Here is a 19,651-nt window from a genome sequence, read left to right on the forward strand (position 1 = left end):
CTGGCGCGTCACACTTCGGGGCGCAGCATCGGAGGATTGAGAAGAGTGGCGCCGCCGGCCCGGAAGAGCTGGGCAGGGCGGCCGCCCTGTCGTGTGGTCGTACCGCCGGTGGGGACCAGGAAGCCCGGTGTGCCGGTCACCTTGCGGTGGAAGTTGCGCGGGTCCAGTGCCACGCCCCACACCGCCTCGTAGACGCGGCGCAGCTCGCCGACGGTGAACTCGGGCGGACAGAACGCCGTGGCCAGCGAGGAGTACTCGATCTTGGAACGGGCGCGCTCCACCCCGTCCGCCAGGATCTGCGCATGGTCGAAGGCGAGTGGCGCAATCGGCTCCCCGTCCCGGCCGTAACCGCCTTGCTGCAGCAGCTCCTCGACGGGCGCCCAGCGTGCGTTGCTGGCGTCGCCGCCCGCTCGCGGTGCGGGCAGGTCGGGGGCCAGGGCGAGGTGCGCGACGCTCACCACGCGCATCCGCGGATCACGCTTGGGGTCGCCGTAGGTCGCGAGCTGTTCCAGGTGTGCTCCGTTGTCCTGCACGGGTACGGCAGGGTCGTGGGCGCGCAGCCCGGTCTCCTCGGCCAGCTCGCGGGCCGCTGCCTGTGCCAGGTCCTCGTCGGCCCTCACGAAGCCACCGGGAAGTGCCCAGCGTCCCTGGAACGGCGGCTCGCCCCTGCGCACCGCGAGCGCACACAGGGCGTGGCGTCGCACGGTCAGTACGACCAGGTCCACGGTGACGGCGAAGGGCGGAAACGCTGACGGGTCGTAGGGCATGCGGCGATCATAGTCGTCTGCCTGACGATAAACACTCCCTTCGTCGGCCGCACCGGTGGCTGATCCACAGCGGTAAGAAGCTGTCCCTTCCCTCCGTCCCGGCCACTGCCGGATGCGGTGTCCTTAGGGGTCACGAGCCCAGTTGCAGCCCTTCAGCGGCTTCCTCGACCATGGCGAGGCCGAGTCTGCTGACCCGCACAGAGAACGGGGCCCCAGCGATCCTCAGCCCGGTCAGACCGATCTCTCCGAGAGGCGCGCTCCGCACAGGGCGCAGTGTGACGGTCCCTGCCGGGGCGTCGGGGCGGATTCCCGCGAGGGCGCTCAGCAGCAGGACTCCAGCGGCAGCCGACGTGGCCGCGGGACGGCAGGCCGCCGGGTGTGGGAGGGGTGCGCTGCCGTCGGTGCGCTGTTCACCGGCGTACATCTCGGGGAGCCGGTGGCCGAAGGTCTCGGCCGCCGCCAGCAGCCCCCTCAGGAGCGAGCCTGCCTCCTTCTCGTACCCGGCGGCGGCCAGCCCCGCGACGGCGACCGCTGTCTCGTGGACTCGTACGGCTCCGGAACGGTGGCCGAACGGGTTGTATCCCGCCTCCTTGGTGCCCAGTCCGCGCAGCCCCCAGCCCGAGTCCATAGCCGGGCTCCCGAACAGCCGGGCGAGTTGTTCGGTCTGCACTCTGTCGAGCAGCCCGGGCGCCTGCTCACCGCCGCCCAGCAGACCGGTGTCGAGGAGATGGACCGCTGTGGCCCCTAGTTGCGGTACGAGACGTCCGTCGGGGGCACGTGCGGCCGCCGGGCGGCCACCGCCGCGGTCGTCCACCCAGAAGTCCTCACGGAAGACCGTCCGCAGTTGCCGGGCCCACTGCCGGAGCACCGTGCCGCCCGGTCTGCCGAAGGCGTCGAGCAGATCGGCGCCGAGGACGGCCGCGCGATGGGCATGGGCTTGCGTCTCGCAGCGGACCGGGCCTCCTGGCTGCGGGTCGCAGAGGTACGTCCCCTCCCCCACGGCCGCCCGCAGCCAGCTCAGACAACGCTCGGCCGTCGGAAGGAGCTCTTCCGTCTCCTGCCGCGAGAGCCCCCATCGAAACGCCTCGGCCAGCAGTGCGGGGAAGAGCAGGGTGGCCTCGGTGCCCGTGCACCCGGCCGGGAGATGGGCGCCCGCGTCCCGTCGCGGCCCGGGAATCATGCCGGACTGCCCGTCCTGCCGCCGCAGTTGGGTGCGCGCGAGGGTGCGGAGCGTCCCTGCAGCGAGCCGGGTGCCGAGCAGCAGCGTCATCCTGGCCGCGACGAGTGCATCGGCCGGCGCCAGGCCGCAGCGCCAGGGGGCTCCGGCCGCGAGGTGGGTGTCGGTGGGGTGTGCCGGGTCGCGTAGCAGCAACGCCTGGAGGTCCTCGATGCTCGTGTGCAGGAGCGGCTGGACAGCGGGGTGGTCGCCTGTCGCACGCGCGGCGGCCAGGGGGTTGGTAGCCGCTCGCCCCATGGCCCGGACTGGTCCGGCGCCGTCCAGCCGTACGCGCAGCTCCAACTGGGCCGTACCACCGGGGGACAGGTCGAACTCCCAGCGCAGCAGGCCCGCTGAAGCCAACGCGTCGGTGGGTGGCGGGTCGGCCGTGACCGAAGCCCCGCCGACCGCAGCGGACCAGCGCAGGCCGGAGTCGTGGACGCTCGCGGGCAGTTCGGGCCCCGCCCGGCCCGACGCGATCGCGCCCAGGTCCGCCAGGTCGGTGCCGAGTGCCACCTCCACCGGCACCCGCAGCGGGCGGGCAACAGCGCTGTGCAACGTGATGCGTTCCGTCCCGTCGGCATGGCGCGTGCGTTCGACGACGACGTCCGGGTCCGGACCCGCGCCCGGAGACACGCGCACCGTGGCCACGAAGCGTGCGCGGTCTGCCGCGGTCGGCCGTGCCTGGACCGGAAGCGGTTCTCGGCCGGCGACACGGACCTGACACCGGGAGAGCACGCGCCGGCCCGAGCGGTAGAACCCTTCCAGCCCCTGACCGCCCAACTGCCCTTGGTCCGTGGAGATGGCCAGGCCCGGAAGCGCCACACAGATGACAACCGAGTGCGCCGGGGGGAGGCCGGCGGGGCCGTGGGGGCCGCCCGAGGAAGAACCCTGCGGTGGCGGCACTGGCGGGGCAGGTGAAGGCGGGCGGGAGAAGGGGGACCCGGTCGAAGGCGGAGTCCAGTCCTGGCCCGTCGATGTCGCCGGGCGTCGTGCGGACTCGGCCGAGGGGGACGGACCGCGGTCCCAAGACGCCGAAGGGGACGGGGCACTGCTTCGCGACTCCGCAGGAGACACCCCACGGCCCCGCGACTCCGAGGGAGACAACTCACGCCTCCGCGGCTCCGAGGGAGACGGCCCATCACCCCACGGCACCGAGGGCACGGTGTCCGACCGGTCCGGCTCCGGAGTCGGGTGCCGACGGTGCTCCGAGGCCGCCGAGGTGCGCCGGGTGCCGTTGGGGAACCTCGGCTCAGGCATCCCGGTGTCCGTGGCCCGCTTGGGCGGACCGGCGCTTCCTCTGCCGGCCGTCGCAGGCCCGCCGAGGACGGGACGGCCGTCGCCGGCGGAGGGCGGAGTCGGCTGATGCAAGGGGCGCTTCCTCTGCTCTCTGCGCGGCTCGGGCGTGTTGGGCGCCCGGTGCGGGGCTCCTGAAGGACAAGGGTGATACGGCGGCACGGCCCGGTCAGGCGTTCCGCCACTCAGGTGAACGGGACGGGCCTGCTCGGGGTCACGCCCACAGCCGCGGAAGCCGACCGCATGGCGGCGGCCCGGAATCGTGCCCCGGCGGCACAGGCGGGACCACCCGCGCGCGACACGTTTCCAGCGGCCGTTCATCCCTCCCCCTCGGTGGCTCCGGTCCCGGGCCGCGTGCCCTCGGGGTGGCGCGCGTCGTCCTTGCCGGTGGTGCGTCGGCGGACAGCGCCGGGACGCGTGCTGGCGCCCGACCGAGAGCGCGGGCGGGATTCCTCCGCACCGGACGGTCGTCCGTCCTGGTCCGCATCCCGTCCCGCTTCCATGAGAAGGGGCCGGCCATCGATGCGCGCACCTGAACGTGTCCGCTTACGCCGACGGGACGCAGTGGCTGGCGCGGCCTGCGTCCCGTCGGTGTCGGTCGGGCACGACGGCGCTGCCCCTTCCGCAGGGGACGCGCACGCCGACGGCGCCCGATCGGCTCCAGGCGGGGGTACCGCCTGACTCCCTTCAGAACCGGGTGCGTCCGACCGGACCATGTCCTCGCTCCACCCCGCGACGGCGGAATCCGCGGCTACCGCCCGCCCGCGCACCTCACGCCCTTCGCGTTCCGCGCGCAGGCAGCGGCGGATCGACTCCGGGTCCAGACCCTCGTTGCAGGCCTGGTGCAGGAGCCGGGCGAAGAGGTAGCCGGGGTCCGCGCCCAGCGCCATGGCCAGCGCTTCCCTGGCCTCGATCTCGTCGCCGGCGGACCACGCGACCCAACCTGCCAGAGTGAGCGGCGCCGCCGCGTGTTCGCCGTAGGGTCCGACGCACCGACGTGCCAGTGCGCGCCACAGCCGCAGGGCCGGCCCGGCCTCCTCCGCTTCCATCCATTCGGCCGCGCGGTCCCGGGTCGTGCGGTCCTGCAGGCCGAGAATGAGTTCCGCTGCCTCGTCGTGCCCCAGCAGTTCGTCGTCGCGCAGGTCTGCCTGGAGTGCGCCCGACACGGGCGGGGCCTCGCCGAAACGCTTCATGGTCCGCCTGGCCAGGCGGACCGTCTCCTCGGCGACGTCCGCCCGGCTCGTCAGGTCGAGCATCCTCGGGAGCAGGGCCATGCCTGCGGTGTCCAGAGCGACTTCCTGCTCCAGTGCGGCCGCGGTCTCCCAGGGCTGCAGCCTGGCCCGCAACTCGCGGAGTGTGCCGCGAACCTGCAGCCCCGCGTATGTGGCCGCGGCGGCGAGTACGGATGTGCCGGGCAGACCCATCGGGAGTCCCTCCACGGGGCAGCATTCCCCGCTCGGACAACAGTACGACCAATAGCGGCCGTCGGAGATGCACAATGCCTCGATCACGGGAACGTCGAGTCGGCCGCACTCCGTGCGCAGCAGCCCGGCCAGCGGGGCGAGCCGTTCCGTGATCTGCCTTCCGGTCTCACCGGCCGCCGGTTCCTGGCAGAGGTAGGCGACCATCTGCTCGGGGCGGCCGCCCCTGCGCTCACTCCCGGTGATCAGTCCGTGGGCCAACTGCCGTGCCACGGCCGCCCAGTCGTCCTTGTTCGCGGGGATGCCGAGCCGGGCCCGTCCGCCGAACCGGCCGCGTCCGTCCCGGTCGTGCAGGGCGACCAGAACGATGCTGTCCTCGGGCCGGTACCCGAGCAGGTACGGCAGAGCGTCGGCCAGTTCACCCGGCGTCCGCAGAGTGACCTGGTGTTCGGCGCCGTGTGCCTCGAATCCGACGCGGTCACCGATCCCTGCGTCTCCGCCGTCCTGCCCGCCGCCGCGTCCGCCATTGTTGCCGTTTGCTGCCGATCCGGTCGTTTCGCTGTGATTCGTCATGCGCAGACGATCTCGCAGATCGCGAGCTTCCGTTTGCGCCTGTGGATAAGTCCGATCAGGGTCACGACAAGCAAGATCCCGTTGTCCACAGCTCGGCTTCCGTGGCGGCCCGGTGTCGGAGGCGTCCTGTTGTATGGGGGCATGACGCACACGAGCAAGGCGGAGTTGCGCGAGGCTGCCGACGGGATCCTCGCGCGGCTCGTCGGGGACGGCACAGGATCGGCGCGACTGCGCGAGGACCAGTGGCGGGCGATCGAGGCGCTGGTCGCCGACAAGCGCCGCGCCCTGGTCGTGCAGCGCACGGGGTGGGGCAAGTCCGCGGTGTACTTCGTGGCGACGGCGCTGCTGCGTGAGCGCGGCGCCGGCCCGACCGTGATCGTCTCTCCGCTGCTCGCGCTCATGCGCAACCAGGTCGAGGCCGCCGCTCGAGCGGGCATCCACGCCCGGACCATCAACTCCTCCAACCCCGAGGAGTGGGAGACCATCCGGGCCGAGGTCGCCGCGGGCACCGTCGACGTGCTGCTCGTGAGCCCCGAGCGGCTCAACAACCCCGACTTCCGCGACAACGTCCTGCCCGAACTGTCCGCCACCACCGGCCTCCTCGTGGTCGACGAGGCGCACTGCATCTCCGACTGGGGTCACGACTTCCGGCCCGACTACCGTCGGCTGCGCACCATGCTGACCGACCTGCCGTCCGGCGTACCGGTGCTCGCCACCACGGCCACGGCCAATGCCCGGGTCACCGCGGACGTGGCGGAGCAGCTGGGCACCGGTACCGGCTCGGACGCGCTGGTGCTGCGCGGTCCACTCGACCGCGAGAGCCTCAGCCTCGGCGTGCTTCAACTACCCGACGCGGCCCACCGGTTGGCCTGGCTCGCCGATCACCTGGACGACCTGCCGGGCTCCGGAATCATCTACACGCTCACAGTGGCCGCCGCCGAGGAGATCACCGCCTTCCTGCGGCAGTGCGGGCACACCGTCACCTCGTACACGGGAAAGACGGAGAACGCCGAACGCCAGCAGGCCGAGGAAGCCCTCCTCGCGAACAAGGTCAAGGCGCTGGTGGCCACCTCCGCGCTCGGTATGGGATTCGACAAGCCCGACCTCGGCTTCGTCGTCCATGTCGGCTCGCCGTCCTCCCCCATCGCCTACTACCAGCAGGTGGGCCGTGCCGGACGCGGCGTCGAGCATGCCGAGGTGCTGCTCCTGCCCGGCCGTGAGGACGAAGCGATCTGGTCCTACTTCGCCTCCGTCGCATTCCCGCCCGAAGAGGCCGTACGGCGCACGCTCGACGCCCTCGCCCACGCGGACCGCCCGTTGTCGCTGCCCGCGCTCGAACCGCTGGTGGAGCTGAACCGCACGCGCCTGGAGATCATGCTCAAGGTCCTGGACGTGGACGGCGCGGTCCACCGGGTCAAGGGCGGCTGGATCGCCACCGGAACGCCCTGGTCGTACGACACCGAGCGGTATACCTGGGTCGCGAAACAGCGGGCCAATGAGCAGCAGGCCATGCGCGACTACGCGAACACCACGGGCTGCCGCATGGAGTTCCTCCGTCGGCAACTGGACGACGAACAGGCGGCTCCCTGCGGCCGCTGCGACAACTGCCTCGGGCCCCGTTTCACCGCCGCCATCTCCCCGGCAGCCCTGGACACGGCGGGCGGCTCTCTGGCTCGCGCCGGTGTCGTGGTGGAGCCACGCCGGATGTGGCCCACAGGGCTGCCGGCCATCGGCGTCGACCTCAAGGGCCGTATTCCGCCCGGCGAACAGGCTTCCCCGGGCCGGGCACTCGGACGGCTGTCGGACATCGGCTGGGGCAACCGGCTGCGCCCGTTGCTGGCACCCCAGACGCCGGACGCCCCTGCCCCCGACGACGTCGCGAACGCCGTCGTGACCGTGTTGGCCGACTGGGCCAAGGCGCCCGACGGCTGGGCCTCCGGCGCGCCGGACGCACCGGCCCGCCCGGTCGGAGTGGTCACCGTGCCCTCACGCAGTCGGCCCCAGCTGGTCCATTCGCTCGGGAGCCGGATCTCCGCGGTCGGCCGCATCCCGCTCCTGGGCTCCCTCGCGTACACCGCCCACTCCGACGACCTCTCCCTGCCGCGTTCCAACAGCGCCCAGCGTCTGCGCGCCCTACACGGCGCACTCACCGTGCCGCCTCCCCTGCTGGAGGCGCTGCAGGCCGCCGGCGGTCCCGTGCTGCTCGTCGACGACATGACCGAGACAGGCTGGACCCTCGCGGTCGCAGCCCGGTTGCTGTTGCGGTCGGGTGCCCAGGGGGTGCTGCCTCTCGTGCTGGCCGTACGAGGCTGAGCAGCCACCGGAGAACGCGCGCACGTTCCCGCGCAGCCTTTGAGAGCCGGGGCCGATGGCCTCATGCGTCGACCGGGAAAACACTGGGTAGGGATATAAGCCACGAACCATATGAATCGGGTCGGTGGCCCCAATTGCTCGTTGCCGCAACCAAGTTCGACAGGAAGAATTGAGGTCCGCTCCCCGCACGGCTCGTCCGTGGACCGGTAGGGCTCTGCTGCGGTGCGCGCTCCCCCGAATCCGACCCCGCCCGAAGTATGGGCGCGTAGCCGAAGGGAGGACCGTGACCTTCGGATTCGCTCCGTCCTCCGCGGCGTCCACGTCGTCAGCCGACCTGTCCGCCGCATCCGCCAACCCTCTCGCCCGTCTGCTCGAACCCGCCGAGTGGGCCGAGGCCGGCATCCCACTGCTGCGCAATCCGCGCGAGGTCGTCAGTGGGCTGCACTCCCGGCACCGTCCCAAACCGGCGACCGCGATCGTGGCGGTCCTCGACCCGGATGAACGGCTGTGCGCGAGCGCCTCGTTCACACGGCGCCATGCACCGGCCGACGGCTGGATGTTCCGGAACACGCTGCTCGCCCAACTGCGCCGGGTGATCCCACACGACCTGCGGCGCCGCACCCCCGTGCGCACCGCGGTGCTGCTCTACTGCCGTGAGGGCGACGCGCGTTGGACGGAGGAGGACGGAGCCTGGATGTGGGGCCTGCGCGACGCCTGCACCCTGCACGGGCTGCGCTGCGGGGCATACATCACGCTGACACGTGACGGCTGGCAGGTGCTCGGCGAAGGACGCGGCGGACGCCGCCCGAACGCGGACTCCGCGCCGGAACCCTTCGCCACGTCCGAGTCGCCACCACTGCTGCCACGCACCGGTGGCGCAGCCTCGGAGGTCCTGCGCCGCGCAGCGGCTCGCTGAGAGCTGAGACCCCGCTCGGTCCACGTCCGCCGGCCGTACGTCCCCGACGTACGGTCCGTTCCGGCACCGATGCCGTGGCAGCACCCTGTGCGCCGGGCGAACGCATCCCTGAGAAAGGCAGAGTGAACCGAGGGTGGGGCACCTCGTGCCGACGCGGGCACGAGGAAATGCCCACTGTGCAGGTGCCGCACAGGCGGCACCTTTCGTCATCCCTCGGTGTCCCCCGGACGTACCGGAAAGGGCTCAGACTCCCGCGCCCAGTACCGAGTTGATCTGCTGCGGGTCGCCGCAGACGATCAGCAGGGCTCCGGCCCGGGCGTGGGCCAGGGGCAGAGCGTCAGCAACAGCGACGGCAGAACCGCCATTGACGGCGACCACGACCACCGGACGGGGCGCGGCACGCGAAACAGCGGTGGCATCCGCGTAGAACACGTCGTCACCGGCGTCGTGCTGCGCCCAGTAGGCGTCCTCGCCGAAGGACAGTTCATGGGCGGCCCACGGATGCTGTTCACCGGTGGTGATCACCAGCACGTCACCGGGGGCGCGGCCCGAGTCCAGCAGAAGGTCGACGGCTTCCTCGGCAGCGTCGAGCGCACCGGCGGCCGAGGCCGGGATGAGCTGGACCTGCGGGGTCGCCGAAGCTGAAGCCGTGGCCGGAGTCGGAGCGGAGACGGCGGGGGCGGTGGGGCCCGGAAGTCCGGGCTTGGCCACGGCCACGTCGTGCGGCGCACGTTGCACCGGCGGCGCGGGCCGCAGCGGGCCGGGACGACCGGGGCGCGGCGGAGCCGCAGGACGTGGACCGGGTACGGGACGGGGGGTCGGCGCGATGCGGCCGCTGGCCGGAGTGGCGCGGGGACCCTGGGCACTCTCGTGAATCTGAGGCTCCTCGGGAATGAGAGGCATGAGCTGATGTTTATCAAACGTTGGTACGGCTCGCGTCAGCGGGTGGCACATCAGTGCGAGCGTAGGCGTCAGAAATCGAAGCCGAGCTGGCCCTCGATCTCCGGAACGCTTCCGTCCGCCCAGCTGCGGGCCTTCTTGAGGTGCCGCCACTGGGGCAGCGCATCAAGATACGCCCACGACAACCGGTGGTACGGAGTGGGGCCCCGCACCTCCAACGCGGCCTTGTGCACAGGTGATGGATACCCGGCATTGGCCGCGAAACCGAAGTCTGCATGGTCGATACCCAGTTCGGCCATCATTTTGTCGCGCTGAACCTTGGCGATCACTGAGGCCGCCGCGACCGCCACACAGGACCGGTCGCCCTTGATCACGGTCCGGACCTTCCAGGGCGTCCCGAGATAGTCGTGCTTCCCGTCGAGGATCACCGCGTCCGGGCGGACCGGGAGCGCCTCCAGGGCGCGCACGGCGGCGATCCGCAGGGCGGCCGTCATCCCCAGGTCGTCGATCTCCTCCGGAGTCGCGTGTCCCAGGGCGTACGACGTCACCCACTTCCGCAGTTGCTCGTCGAGTTCGTTGCGGCGTTTGACACTGAGCAGCTTGGAGTCAGTGAGGCCCTGGGGTGGTCGGCGCAGTCCGGTGATCGCTGCGCAGACGGTGACGGGGCCGGCCCAGGCACCTCGCCCCACCTCGTCGACGCCGGCAATGATCTTCGCTCCGGTCGTGGCGCGGAGAGAGCGCTCGACGGCGTGAGTAGGCGGTTCGTACGGCATGGCGCCCTTAGCCTACGCCGCCTGGATCACCCTGCGACACCCCGGTTCCCCAGCCGGTGCCGGAACATCCACGGGCAGCGGTCACGGATGGCTCGGCCGCAGCAGCGGCAGCATGAACTGGTCGATCATCTCTTCGACATCACGGTCGCTCCATTCGCTGCCGCGCATCTTCGATCGATACATCATCATGGCGGGGATGGCATCGAAGACGTAGTCGCTCGCCGCGTCAGGACGCACCTCGCCCCGCTCTATTCCACGAGTGATGATCTCGCGCAAGAGCTTGACACTCGGCTCCACCACCCCGTTGTAGATCACCGCATGGAAGCGTTCCGCCTGAACCTGGTCGCATTCGTGAATGACGGAGCGAAGCGCGAAGCCGGGGCGCGAGAACATCGCCTCACGCGCCTGTCGGCACAGTTCGAGCAGATCCTCGCGCACAGCTCCGAGATCGGGCGCCTCCTCGAAGCGCGGCAGTCCCGCCCGGAGGGCATCCGCGACCAGATCCTCCTTGGACGGCCAGCGGCGATAGACCGCGGCCTTGCCGGTCTGGGCGCCGGCGGCGACGCCCTCCATCGTGAGGCCGTTCCAGCCGACCGTACTGAGCTGCTCCAGTGCGGCGTCCAGGATCGCACGCTCCAGCACGGCGCCACGCCGACGCAGGGAGGCCGTCTGAGCGGGGGCGGCCGTCCAGCGCGAGGTAACCATCTGAGTGTCTCCAGCGAACAATGAAGCGGGATTTCGGGGGACGAATCAAGCGCCGCGCGGCGACATAGGGGGATACGCCACGCGCCGACAAACTTAAGTGAACGCTTGCGTTCACTAGTGGGGACTCACTACCGTTGAAGCGACAGTGAACGCCACCGTTCACTAAAGCGCCCGTGGGGGACCCATAGTGACAACCTCTCAGTTGATCAAGGATCAGAAACCGGGTGCGGCCCGCCGGGAAGGACGTCCCGGCATTGCGCTCACCGTCATCGCGGCCTGCCAACTCATGGTGGTCCTCGACGCGACGATTGTGAACATCGCGCTGCCGCACATTCAAGACGCCCTCAAGTTCAGCACGACCGACCTCACATGGGTCGTCAGCGCCTACACGCTCACCTTCGGCGGGCTGCTGCTCCTGGGCGGCCGGGCAGGTGACATCCTCGGGCGCCGCCGGGTCTTCATGACCGGCATCCTGCTGTTCACCTTCGCCTCGCTGCTCGGCGGACTCGCCCAGGAGCCCTGGCAACTGCTGGCCGCTCGCGTCCTGCAGGGCGTGGGCGGCGCGATCGCCTCGCCCACTTCGCTGGCGCTGATCACCACCACGTTCCCCGAGGGTCCCGAGCGGAACCGCGCCTTCGGCGTCTTCGCCGCGGTCTCCGCGGGCGGCGGTGCCATCGGCCTGCTGGCGGGAGGCATGCTCACCGAATGGCTGGACTGGCGATGGGTGCTTTTCGTCAACGTGCCGATCGGCGTACTGATCGCGGTACTGACGCCGCTGTACATCAGCGAGTCCGAGCGCCATACGGGCCGCTTCGACATCGCGGGCGCGCTGACCTCCACGGGAGGCATGGCCCTGCTCGTCTACGGTTTCATCCGTGCCGCCGACGAGGGCTGGCGCGACAGCCTGACCATCGGGTCGTTCGTCATCGCAGTGGTGCTCCTGCTCGCCTTCGCATTCATCGAATCGCGCGCCAAGGAGCCGATCACTCCCCTGCGGATGTTCGCCGACCGGAATCGCTCGGGCACGTACGTGATCATGCTGAGTCTCGCTGCCGCGATGTTCGGGATGTTCTTCTACATCGTGCTCTTCGTCCAGAACGTACTGGACTACAGCCCGATCGAGGCCGGACTCGCCTTCCTGCCCGTGACCGTCGTGATCGCGCTCGGAGCAGGCCTCTCGCAGCGGTTCCTGCCGGTACTCGGCCCCAAGCCGTTCATGCTCACGGGCTCGGCGCTCGCAGTGATCGGGCTCGCCTGGCAGGCCCTCATCAGCTCCGACAGCTCCTATGCCGGCGGAGTCCTGGGCCCCATGCTGATCTTCGGCTTCGGCATGGGGCTGAACTTCGTGACGCTGACGATCACGGCGGTCTCCGGCGTCGCCCAGCACGAGGCCGGTGCGGCCTCCGGGCTGCTCAACGCCACACAGCAGGTGGGTGGTTCGCTCGGTCTGTCCATCCTGACGACGGTGTTCGGGTCGGCCAGCAAGGACGAGGCGGAGAAGCAGCTGCCGAAATTCATGTCCGACGGCTCGCCCGAGCAGAAGGCGGAGTTCGCGAGGACACACCAGCTCCCCGCCCCCTGGGGACACGAGGTGCTCGCCCAGGGCATCTCGACGGGCTTCGTCGCGGCTGCCTCCATGGCCGTACTCGCCCTGGCCAGCGCCTGGTTGGTGATCAAGGTCCGCAAGAGCGACCTGGAGGCGCTCGCCGGCACGGCGGGGCCGGGCCTCGGCTGATCGAGCCGGGCTCACGTTGAACCGCGGACGGCCGGGCCGAGGTCGGGGGACCGACAGCGAGGACAGCGGCCCGGCCATCCGTAGCGCAACCACCGACAACAACACGGCGAGCGCCGACAACAGCCCCATGGCCACACCCCCTGCGTCTCTCGCGCGACTTCCGCGTATGGCGACCCTTCGGCCACACAGCAACTGCCACGACAACGCACGCACCGTCACGCAGAGTTCCCGGCATGCACAGAGAGTTTCGGCGGACTTGTCAGACCGCGGCCCGCAACCACTCCGGATAGACCTCGGTCCGCTCCACCCACTCGGCGGGCGGTGCCCCGGCCTTCCCGCCGGCGAGCACACCGCCCACGATGGCGCAGGTCGTGTCCACGTCGCCGCCGACCTGAGCGGTCGTCCAGAACGCCTCTTCGTAGTCGCCCAGGGACCTGGCGGCCGACCAGAGCGCGAACGGCACCGTGTCGTGGGCCGTCGTGCGGCGCCCACAGCCCAGCACGGCCGCCACGGTGGAGGCGTCGCCGTAGTCGAGCATGTCCCGGGCCCGCCGCAGCCCCGCTCCGACGGCGCTCCTCGGGACGAGCGCGATGACACCGTCGAGAAGTGCACCAGGGCTGGGCGGACCGCCGGGGTCGGCGGCCAGAGCGGCGGCCGCGGCGACCGCCATGGCGCCGACGACCGCCTCACGGTGCTGATGCGTGGGGTAGGCGGAGATCTCGGCCTGGTGGGTCGCCTGCTCCGGGTCGTCCGCGTAGTACGCGCCGAGGGGCGGGATGCGCATCGCGGCGCCGTTGCCCCAGGAGCCCTGCCCGTTGAAGAGGGCCGCCGCGAGCTCGCGCCAGTCACCGCCCTCCCTGACCAGCCGCAGCAGGCGGTTGACGGCCGGGCCGTAGCCCCGGTCGAAGTCGTGGTGATGAGCGAAGGAGTGGGCCAGGGCGTCCTGGTCGATGCGGCGGTGGGCGGCCAGGACGGCCACCACGGAGCAGGCCATCTCGGTGTCGTCCGTCCACTGCCAGTGGTCGGGAGGCAGCTCACGGTTCTTCAGCAAGGGGTAGTTCACTGGCACGAAAAACTGCGAGCCCAGCGCGTCCCCGACGGCCAAGCCACGCAGGCTTGCCAGAGCGCGGTCCAAGCGCCCTTCGGGAGAGGAGTCAGCGGTCATCGAAGTGCCACTCTAGCCGGTACTCCCGTACGATTCCGGGTCTCGCCAGCGTTCGAAGGGCCGGTCAAGCGCGTACTTGTCGTCGTCCCCGAGAACGAGCATCCTCATCTCCGCGTTCCCCGGATTCGACAGTGACTCGAATTCCGCGACCGTCCAGTGGAACCAGCGCATGCAGAACAGCCGCATGGCCAGACCGTGCGTGACGATCAGGACGTTCGGGGGATGGTCGGGCGCCTCGAAGCTGCGGAACAGACTCTCCAGGAAGCCGCCGACCCGGTCGTACACGTCGGCCCCGGACTCACCCTGGGCGAACCGGTAGAAAAAGTGCCCGTAGGCGTCCCGGTACGCCTTCTGGAGACGTACGTCGTCCCGGTCCTGCCAGTTTCCCCAGTCCTGCTCCCGCAGCCGGGGCTCCTCCCGCACCCGTATGAGCTCGGGATCCAGATGGAAGGCGCGGAGCGTCTCATGTGTACGGCGGTAAGGAGAGACGTACACACTGACGCGTTCACGGCCGAACACCTCACGCAGCCGTTTACCGGTCTCCTCTGCCTGCCGCCAGCCCTGCTCCGTCAGGGCCAGAGCATGGTCGGGCTCGCGTTCATAGACGGTGTCATCAACATTGCCCGTTGACTCCCCGTGCCGGACAAGGACGATGCGCCGTGGTCGTGCCATGCCAAAACCCTAGATCGAGTGGACCCGTATCGAGCACTCGTACGGGCTCCATACGGCGTAGGTCACACAGTTTCCGCACCACGAACCGCAGGGAGGAACACGTACCGCAGGTTCGGATCTCAAACTGTCCAGGCCGGTTCGAGGTCCACGAGGTCGCCCGTGAGGGCTGCGACGTCGGCATCCGTCTGGGCACGCAGGGCGAGTCGTTCCACTCGTTCGGTGCGGTATTTGCCGTGCTCCGCGGCCGACCGCCACATGGAGAGCACCAGGAACTCGTGCCCGGGAGCCTCGCCGAAAAGTCCACGGATCATGCCGGGCGACCCCGCCATCGCTGGGTTCCAGACCTTCTCTTGCATCAGGGTGAAGTGTTCAGCCCGTTCCTCGTGGACGCGGCAGTGGGCGAAGCGCACCAGGTCTGCGTCGGTGAAGCGGGGCTCGAAGCCCGTCTTCACGTCGAAGCGGTAGTCGAACAGCTTGACCTGGATGTCCTTGAACGTGCCCGACTGGGCCGCCGCGAGCCGGTCGTGGGAACGCGCCATGAAGGAGTCGTAGAAGGAACGGCTCTCCCAGAAGGAAAAGATGTGCGCCACGCCCTGCCGCCCCCGGCTCCAGCCTCCGCCCTGTCCCCGAAACCCCGGCTCTCCCAGAAGCCCCGCCCACTTTCGCTGCCCCCGCTCGAAGCCGCGGCGGTCCACCACGGTGCAGCGAATCCACTTGACCAGCACCGCGCCATGGTAAGGCCACGGAGCGTGGCGCCGGTCACGCTCGGCGGCAGAGCCGACCCACAACTGACAGACACGCATGGCAGGATGGACAACCGGTCTTGCCTGACCGGCAGTTCGGGCCGTGGACACAGGGGGAAGGGGACGTCTGGTGAGCGGCATCAACAAGGGGATCCGCAAGGTCGAAGTCGCGCTCAAGTGGGATCCGAGTCCGGCGGGGCAGCCGGCCACCGACCTGGACATCGTCGCCGCGACCTATATGGCGGGTGATCCACACGGCGATCCCGCCTATGTGGTGCACTTCGACAGCCGCTCCCCCGACGGCACCATCTATCTCAACCGGGACAGCAAGGACGGCAAGGGCTTCGGCTGGGACGAGGTCATGACCCTCGAACTCGACCGTCTGGACGCCCGGTACACGCGCGTGGTGGTCGGCACCGTCATACAGCAGCGCTCCGGGCGCCGCACCTTCGTCGGTGTGATCAACCCGGCCCTGCGGATCCGTGAGGGCTACACGGTCCTGGCCGAGGACGACTTCGGCGGCGTCCTCGGCGCGACGGCTGCGACGGTCGGGGAGTTCGTCCGGCAGGAATCCGGCACCTGGGACTTCCATCCCGGGATCAGCGGCTTCGAGGACGACCCTGCGACGTTCACCAGGAGCATGGGTCGGGCGTGAGGTGTCAGCCGGCGGTCCAGCCTGGGATCGTCGGCAGCACCGTCTCGGCGACGCGCGTCAGGGCGAAATCATCGGGCAAGACGTCGTCCTGGCGCCATATGGAGACCTCGTAGTAGCCGCCGCCGTCCTTGGTGCCCTTGGCGACCAGCAGGCTGCGGGCGATCCCGCCGGGACCGGTGTCGACCTTGCCACCGCCGAGGTTGAACTCGAGGGCGATGGTCCGGCTCGAGTAGAGGACCGCCGGGTGCCCGCCTATCGTCCGGTTCTGCACCGAACTTCCGAGGAAGTCGGCCATCTCGGCCACCGGGATGTCGTCGTCGGACGTGGAGAGCTTGACGGAGTAGGTGGCCAGCTGGATCTCCGCCTCGGGTGTGACGGTCCTGGCGCCGTCGGCCCACTTGCTCATGCTCTCTTTGCCGCTGGCGGTCATCGCGTACTCGGTCGGTGTGCCGAGCAGCGTGGGCAGGTCCACGCGGTTCAACGCCGTGCACAGCTGCACCCCGGAGACGGGCCTCGACGGCCGGGCGTCGTCCGATGCCTCGCACACGGCAGGTTCGGGGTCACTGGACTTCTGCTGAAAGGTCCCTGACAACAGAAAGGCGGCGAGACCCCCGGCCACCACCAGGGCCAGCAGCGCCTGGCCCCACTCGTTCATGCCCTTCTCGGGCCTCTCGGCGCTCGTCGCGGCACCGACGATCTGCTGGTCGCTCATGTCCCCCGTGGCCCCACCCTGCTCTTCGCGTCGGACCTGCGCTGAGGGAGCCTAGCGTGTGATCGTCGCGTGGAGATACGGAAAAGACCAAGGGCGGTGCGGTCGGTGTCCCGACCGCATCGCCCTACGCGGCTAGTTCAGCGTCAGCTGCAACCGCTGGTCGAGCCGCAGCCCTCGCAGATGTAGCAGGAACCGGCCCGCTGCATCTTCGTACCGCAGGAGAAGCACAGCGGGGCGTCGGCCTGGATGCCCAGCTGCATCTCCACCAGCTCGGCGCTGGTGTGAGCCTGCTTCGGGGCGGGCTTGGCCGCCTCGACCTCGGCCTTGGGAGTGGCGACGGCCTTGAGCTCCTGGGCACGCGGTGCCGACTGGGCCAGGCCCTCGACGTCGACCTCGTCGTCCGACGGCTCGTAGGAGCCGGTCTCCAGGTGTCGCTGGCGCTCCTCCGCGGAGTGGATGCCGAGCGCGGAGCGAGTCTCGAAGGGCAGGAAGTCCAGCGCCAGGCGACGGAAGATGTAGTCGACGATCGACTGCGCCATCCGCACGTCCGGGTCGTCCGTCATGCCGGCCGGCTCGAAGCGCATGTTGGTGAACTTCGAGACGTACGTCTCCAGCGGCACGCCGTACTGGAGACCCACCGAGACGGCGATCGAGAAGGCGTCCATCATGCCCGCGAGGGTGGAGCCCTGCTTGGACATCTTCAGGAAGACCTCGCCGAGACCGTCGTCCGGGTAGGAGTTGGCGGTCATGTAGCCCTCGGCGCCACCGACGGTGAAGGACGTCGTGATGCCGGGACGGCCCTTCGGGAGGCGCTTGCGGACCGGGCGGTACTCGATGACCTTCTCGACCGTCTCGCGGATGGTCGCCTCGGCCTTCTCCGTGACAGCGTCGGCCGCGGACTTCTCCTTCTCCTTGGTCTTCGCGGAGAGGGGCTGGCCGACCTTGCAGTTGTCGCGGTAGATGGCGAGCGCCTTGACGCCCATCTTCCAGGCCTCGAAGTAGACCTCTTCGACGTCCTCGACCGTCGCCGTCTCCGGCAGGTTGACGGTCTTGGAGAGCGCGCCGGAGATCCAGGGCTGGATCGCGGCCATCATGCGGACGTGGCCCATCGCGGAGATGGAGCGCTCGCCCATGGCGCAGTCGAAGACCTCGTAGTGCTCGTGCTTGAGGCCCGGAGCGTCGATCACATTGCCGCTCTCGGCGATGTGGGCGACGATCGCCTCGATCTGCTCCTCCTGGTAGCCCAGGCGACGCAGGGCCTGCGGAACGGTGCCGTTGACGATCTGCATCGAGCCGCCACCGACCAGCTTCTTGAACTTGACCAGCGCCAGGTCGGGCTCAAGACCGGTGGTGTCGCAGGACATCGCGAGACCGATGGTGCCGGTCGGAGCGATGACGGACGCCTGGGCGTTACGGAAACCGTTCTTCTCACCGAGACGCAGCACGTCCTGCCAGGCCTCCGTGGCGGCGGCCCAGATCGGCGTGTCCAGGTCGTCCATGCGAACGGCCTTGGTGTTCTCGTCGGAGTGCTGCTTCATGACCCGCAGATGCGGCTGCGCGTTGCGGGCGTAGCCGTCGTACGGGCCGACGACCGCGGCGAGTTCGGCGGAACGCCTGTACGAGGTGCCGGTCATCAGGGAGGTGATGGAACCGGCGAGCGCGCGGCCACCGTCCGAGTCGTACGCGTGGCCGGTCGCCATCAGCAGGGCACCGAGGTTGGCGTAGCCGATGCCGAGCTGGCGGAACGCGCGCGTGTTCTCGCCGATCTTCTGGGTCGGGAAGTCCGCGAAGCAGATGGAGATGTCCATCGCGGTGATGACGAGCTCGACGACCTTGGCGAAACGCTCGACCTCGAAGGACTGCTTGCCCTTGCCGTCGTCCTTCAGGAACTTCATCAGGTTCAGCGAGGCGAGGTTGCAGGACGTGTTGTCCAGGTGCATGTACTCGCTGCAGGGGTTCGAGCCGTTGATACGGCCGGACTCCGGGCAGGTGTGCCAGTGGTTGATGGTGTCGTCGTACTGGATGCCCGGGTCGGCGCATGCCCAGGCCGCCTCTGCCATCTTGTGGAACAGCGCCTTGGCGTCGACCTCTTCGATGACCTCGCCGGTCATACGGGACGTCAGGCCGAACTTGCCGCCCGTCTCGACGGCCTTCATGAACGTGTCGTTCACACGGACCGAGTTGTTGGCGTTCTGGTACTGGACGGACGTGATGTCGTCGCCGCCCAGGTCCATGTCGAAGCCCGCGTCGCGCAGGGCGCGGATCTTCTCCTCCTCCTTCACCTTGGTCTCGATGAAGTCCTCGATGTCGGGGTGGTCGACGTCGAGGATGACCATCTTGGCGGCGCGACGTGTGGCGCCACCCGACTTGATCGTTCCTGCGGAGGCGTCGGCACCGCGCATGAAGGAGACGGGACCGGAGGCGTTGCCGCCCGAGGACAGCAGTTCCTTGGAGGAGCGGATGCGGGAGAGGTTCAGGCCGGCGCCGGAGCCGCCCTTGAAGATCATGCCCTCTTCCTTGTACCAGTCGAGGATCGACTCCATGGAGTCGTCGACGGCCAGGATGAAGCAGGCGGAGACCTGCTGCGGCTGGGGCGTACCCACGTTGAACCACACGGGGCTGTTGAAGCTGAAGATCTGGTGCAGAAGGGCGTACGCCAGCTCGTGCTCGAAGATCTCGGCATCGGCGGGCGAGGCGAAGTACTTGTAGTCCTCGCCGGCCTTCCGGTACGTCTTCACGATGCGGTCGATCAGCTGCTTGAGGCCGGTCTCTCGCTGCGGGGTGCCGACGGCACCGCGGAAGTACTTGCTGGTGACGATGTTGACCGCGTTCACCGACCAGAAGTCGGGGAACTCGACGCCGCGCTGCTCGAAGTTCACCGAGCCGTCGCGCCAGTTGGTCATGACGACGTCACGGCGCTCCCAGGCCACCTCGTCGTACGGGTGTACGCCGGGAGTGGTGTGGATGCGCTCGACGCGCAGGCCCTTGTTCGCTGCCGCCTTGGTGCCCTTGGCGCGGGAACTCCGTGCCGGACCGCTCGCCGTCTCTGTCATGCCGCCTCCCTGTACGGGCTAAAACGCCCTGAAGTG

15 protein-coding genes are annotated in these 19,651 nt (G+C 69.6%); 4 read left to right on the plus strand and 11 right to left on the minus strand.

The window, feature by feature from the left end; translation table 11 throughout:
- Positions 1 to 8: 8 nt before the first annotated feature.
- The 3 genes from AB0D34_RS13395 to AB0D34_RS13405 all read right to left on the minus strand — a co-directional run bounded on the left by AB0D34_RS13395 (position 9) and on the right by AB0D34_RS13405 (position 5,273).
- Positions 9 to 767, minus strand: a complete 759-nt coding sequence (locus AB0D34_RS13395) for an NUDIX hydrolase (protein WP_362660933.1) — start codon at positions 765 to 767, stop codon at positions 9 to 11.
- 130 nt (positions 768 to 897) lie between these two features.
- The gene (locus tag AB0D34_RS13400; protein ID WP_362660935.1) at positions 898 to 2,808 is read right to left on the minus strand and encodes a glycogen debranching N-terminal domain-containing protein; all 1,911 of its coding nucleotides are present in this window, start codon (positions 2,806 to 2,808) and stop codon (positions 898 to 900) included.
- A gap of 788 nt (positions 2,809 to 3,596) precedes the next feature.
- A complete protein-coding gene (locus tag AB0D34_RS13405) occupies positions 3,597 to 5,273 on the minus strand; it encodes a DUF4192 family protein (RefSeq protein WP_362660937.1) in 1,677 nt (558 codons plus the stop codon).
- A 141-nt stretch (positions 5,274 to 5,414) separates the two neighbouring features.
- Between AB0D34_RS13405 and AB0D34_RS13410 the strand changes: the two genes are divergently transcribed.
- Positions 5,415 to 7,586 carry a RecQ family ATP-dependent DNA helicase gene (locus AB0D34_RS13410; RefSeq protein WP_362660939.1) on the plus strand — a complete coding sequence of 724 codons (2,172 nt, stop codon included), beginning with the start codon at positions 5,415 to 5,417 and terminating at the stop codon, positions 7,584 to 7,586.
- 283 nt (positions 7,587 to 7,869) lie between these two features.
- Complete coding sequence (locus tag AB0D34_RS13415; RefSeq protein WP_362660941.1) at positions 7,870 to 8,502, plus strand: hypothetical protein; 633 nt, start codon at positions 7,870 to 7,872, stop codon at positions 8,500 to 8,502.
- A 243-nt stretch (positions 8,503 to 8,745) separates the two neighbouring features.
- Here the strand turns inward: AB0D34_RS13415 and AB0D34_RS13420 are convergent, their stop codons facing one another.
- From AB0D34_RS13420 to AB0D34_RS13430, 3 genes are all read right to left on the minus strand, one after another.
- A complete protein-coding gene (locus AB0D34_RS13420) occupies positions 8,746 to 9,405 on the minus strand; it encodes a hypothetical protein (protein WP_362660942.1) in 660 nt (219 codons plus the stop codon).
- A gap of 68 nt (positions 9,406 to 9,473) precedes the next feature.
- Positions 9,474 to 10,175 (minus strand): ribonuclease HII, encoded by a 702-nt coding sequence (locus AB0D34_RS13425; RefSeq protein WP_362660944.1) that lies wholly within the window; start codon positions 10,173 to 10,175, stop codon positions 9,474 to 9,476.
- Between the two features lie 81 nt (positions 10,176 to 10,256).
- A complete protein-coding gene (locus AB0D34_RS13430; protein ID WP_362660946.1) occupies positions 10,257 to 10,880 on the minus strand; it encodes a TetR/AcrR family transcriptional regulator in 624 nt (207 codons plus the stop codon).
- 187 nt (positions 10,881 to 11,067) lie between these two features.
- On the opposite strand from AB0D34_RS13430, the gene AB0D34_RS13435 reads away from it, so the two are divergent.
- Positions 11,068 to 12,615: an MFS transporter gene (locus tag AB0D34_RS13435; protein ID WP_362660948.1), complete on the plus strand. Its 1,548-nt coding sequence runs from the start codon at positions 11,068 to 11,070 to the stop codon at positions 12,613 to 12,615.
- Positions 12,616 to 12,874: 259 nt separating this feature from the next.
- Here AB0D34_RS13435 and AB0D34_RS13440 read toward each other — a convergent pair whose 3' ends face one another.
- The 3 genes from AB0D34_RS13440 to AB0D34_RS13450 all read right to left on the minus strand — a co-directional run bounded on the left by AB0D34_RS13440 (position 12,875) and on the right by AB0D34_RS13450 (position 15,177).
- The gene (locus AB0D34_RS13440) at positions 12,875 to 13,780 is read right to left on the minus strand and encodes an ADP-ribosylglycohydrolase family protein (RefSeq protein WP_362660950.1); all 906 of its coding nucleotides are present in this window, start codon (positions 13,778 to 13,780) and stop codon (positions 12,875 to 12,877) included.
- A gap of 12 nt (positions 13,781 to 13,792) precedes the next feature.
- On the minus strand, positions 13,793 to 14,452 hold the full coding sequence (locus AB0D34_RS13445) for a histidine phosphatase family protein (protein ID WP_362660952.1): 660 nt from the start codon (positions 14,450 to 14,452) through the stop codon (positions 13,793 to 13,795).
- A gap of 119 nt (positions 14,453 to 14,571) precedes the next feature.
- The gene (locus tag AB0D34_RS13450) at positions 14,572 to 15,177 is read right to left on the minus strand and encodes a YdbC family protein (RefSeq protein ID WP_362660954.1); all 606 of its coding nucleotides are present in this window, start codon (positions 15,175 to 15,177) and stop codon (positions 14,572 to 14,574) included.
- A 148-nt stretch (positions 15,178 to 15,325) separates the two neighbouring features.
- Between AB0D34_RS13450 and AB0D34_RS13455 the strand changes: the two genes are divergently transcribed.
- Complete coding sequence (locus AB0D34_RS13455; RefSeq protein WP_362660956.1) at positions 15,326 to 15,850, plus strand: TerD family protein; 525 nt, start codon at positions 15,326 to 15,328, stop codon at positions 15,848 to 15,850.
- A 4-nt stretch (positions 15,851 to 15,854) separates the two neighbouring features.
- Here the strand turns inward: AB0D34_RS13455 and AB0D34_RS13460 are convergent, their stop codons facing one another.
- On the minus strand, positions 15,855 to 16,562 hold the full coding sequence (locus tag AB0D34_RS13460) for a DUF6215 domain-containing protein (RefSeq protein ID WP_362660958.1): 708 nt from the start codon (positions 16,560 to 16,562) through the stop codon (positions 15,855 to 15,857).
- A gap of 143 nt (positions 16,563 to 16,705) precedes the next feature.
- On the minus strand, positions 16,706 to 19,615 hold the full coding sequence (locus AB0D34_RS13465) for a vitamin B12-dependent ribonucleotide reductase (RefSeq protein WP_362660960.1): 2,910 nt from the start codon (positions 19,613 to 19,615) through the stop codon (positions 16,706 to 16,708).
- Between the last annotated feature and the right edge of the window lie 36 nt (positions 19,616 to 19,651).

The organism is Streptomyces sp. NPDC048420 (assembly GCF_040651535.1).
GTDB lineage: Bacteria > Actinomycetota > Actinomycetes > Streptomycetales > Streptomycetaceae > Streptomyces.

Excerpts from the sequence above, each read along its gene's own strand:
- AB0D34_RS13395 (WP_362660933.1), bottom strand. The coding sequence starts at position 767 with ATGCCCTACGACCCGTCAGCGTTTCCGCCCTTCGCCGTCACCGTGGAC.
- AB0D34_RS13405 (WP_362660937.1), bottom strand. The coding sequence starts at position 5,273 with ATGACGAATCACAGCGAAACGACCGGATCGGCAGCAAACGGCAACAAT.
- AB0D34_RS13410 (WP_362660939.1), top strand. The coding sequence starts at position 5,415 with ATGACGCACACGAGCAAGGCGGAGTTGCGCGAGGCTGCCGACGGGATC.
- AB0D34_RS13420 (WP_362660942.1), bottom strand. The coding sequence starts at position 9,405 with ATGCCTCTCATTCCCGAGGAGCCTCAGATTCACGAGAGTGCCCAGGGT.
- AB0D34_RS13425 (WP_362660944.1), bottom strand. The coding sequence starts at position 10,175 with ATGCCGTACGAACCGCCTACTCACGCCGTCGAGCGCTCTCTCCGCGCC.
- AB0D34_RS13430 (WP_362660946.1), bottom strand. The coding sequence starts at position 10,880 with ATGGTTACCTCGCGCTGGACGGCCGCCCCCGCTCAGACGGCCTCCCTG.
- AB0D34_RS13440 (WP_362660950.1), bottom strand. The coding sequence starts at position 13,780 with ATGACCGCTGACTCCTCTCCCGAAGGGCGCTTGGACCGCGCTCTGGCA.
- AB0D34_RS13445 (WP_362660952.1), bottom strand. The coding sequence starts at position 14,452 with ATGGCACGACCACGGCGCATCGTCCTTGTCCGGCACGGGGAGTCAACG.
- AB0D34_RS13460 (WP_362660958.1), bottom strand. The coding sequence starts at position 16,562 with ATGAGCGACCAGCAGATCGTCGGTGCCGCGACGAGCGCCGAGAGGCCC.
- AB0D34_RS13465 (WP_362660960.1), bottom strand. The coding sequence starts at position 19,615 with ATGACAGAGACGGCGAGCGGTCCGGCACGGAGTTCCCGCGCCAAGGGC.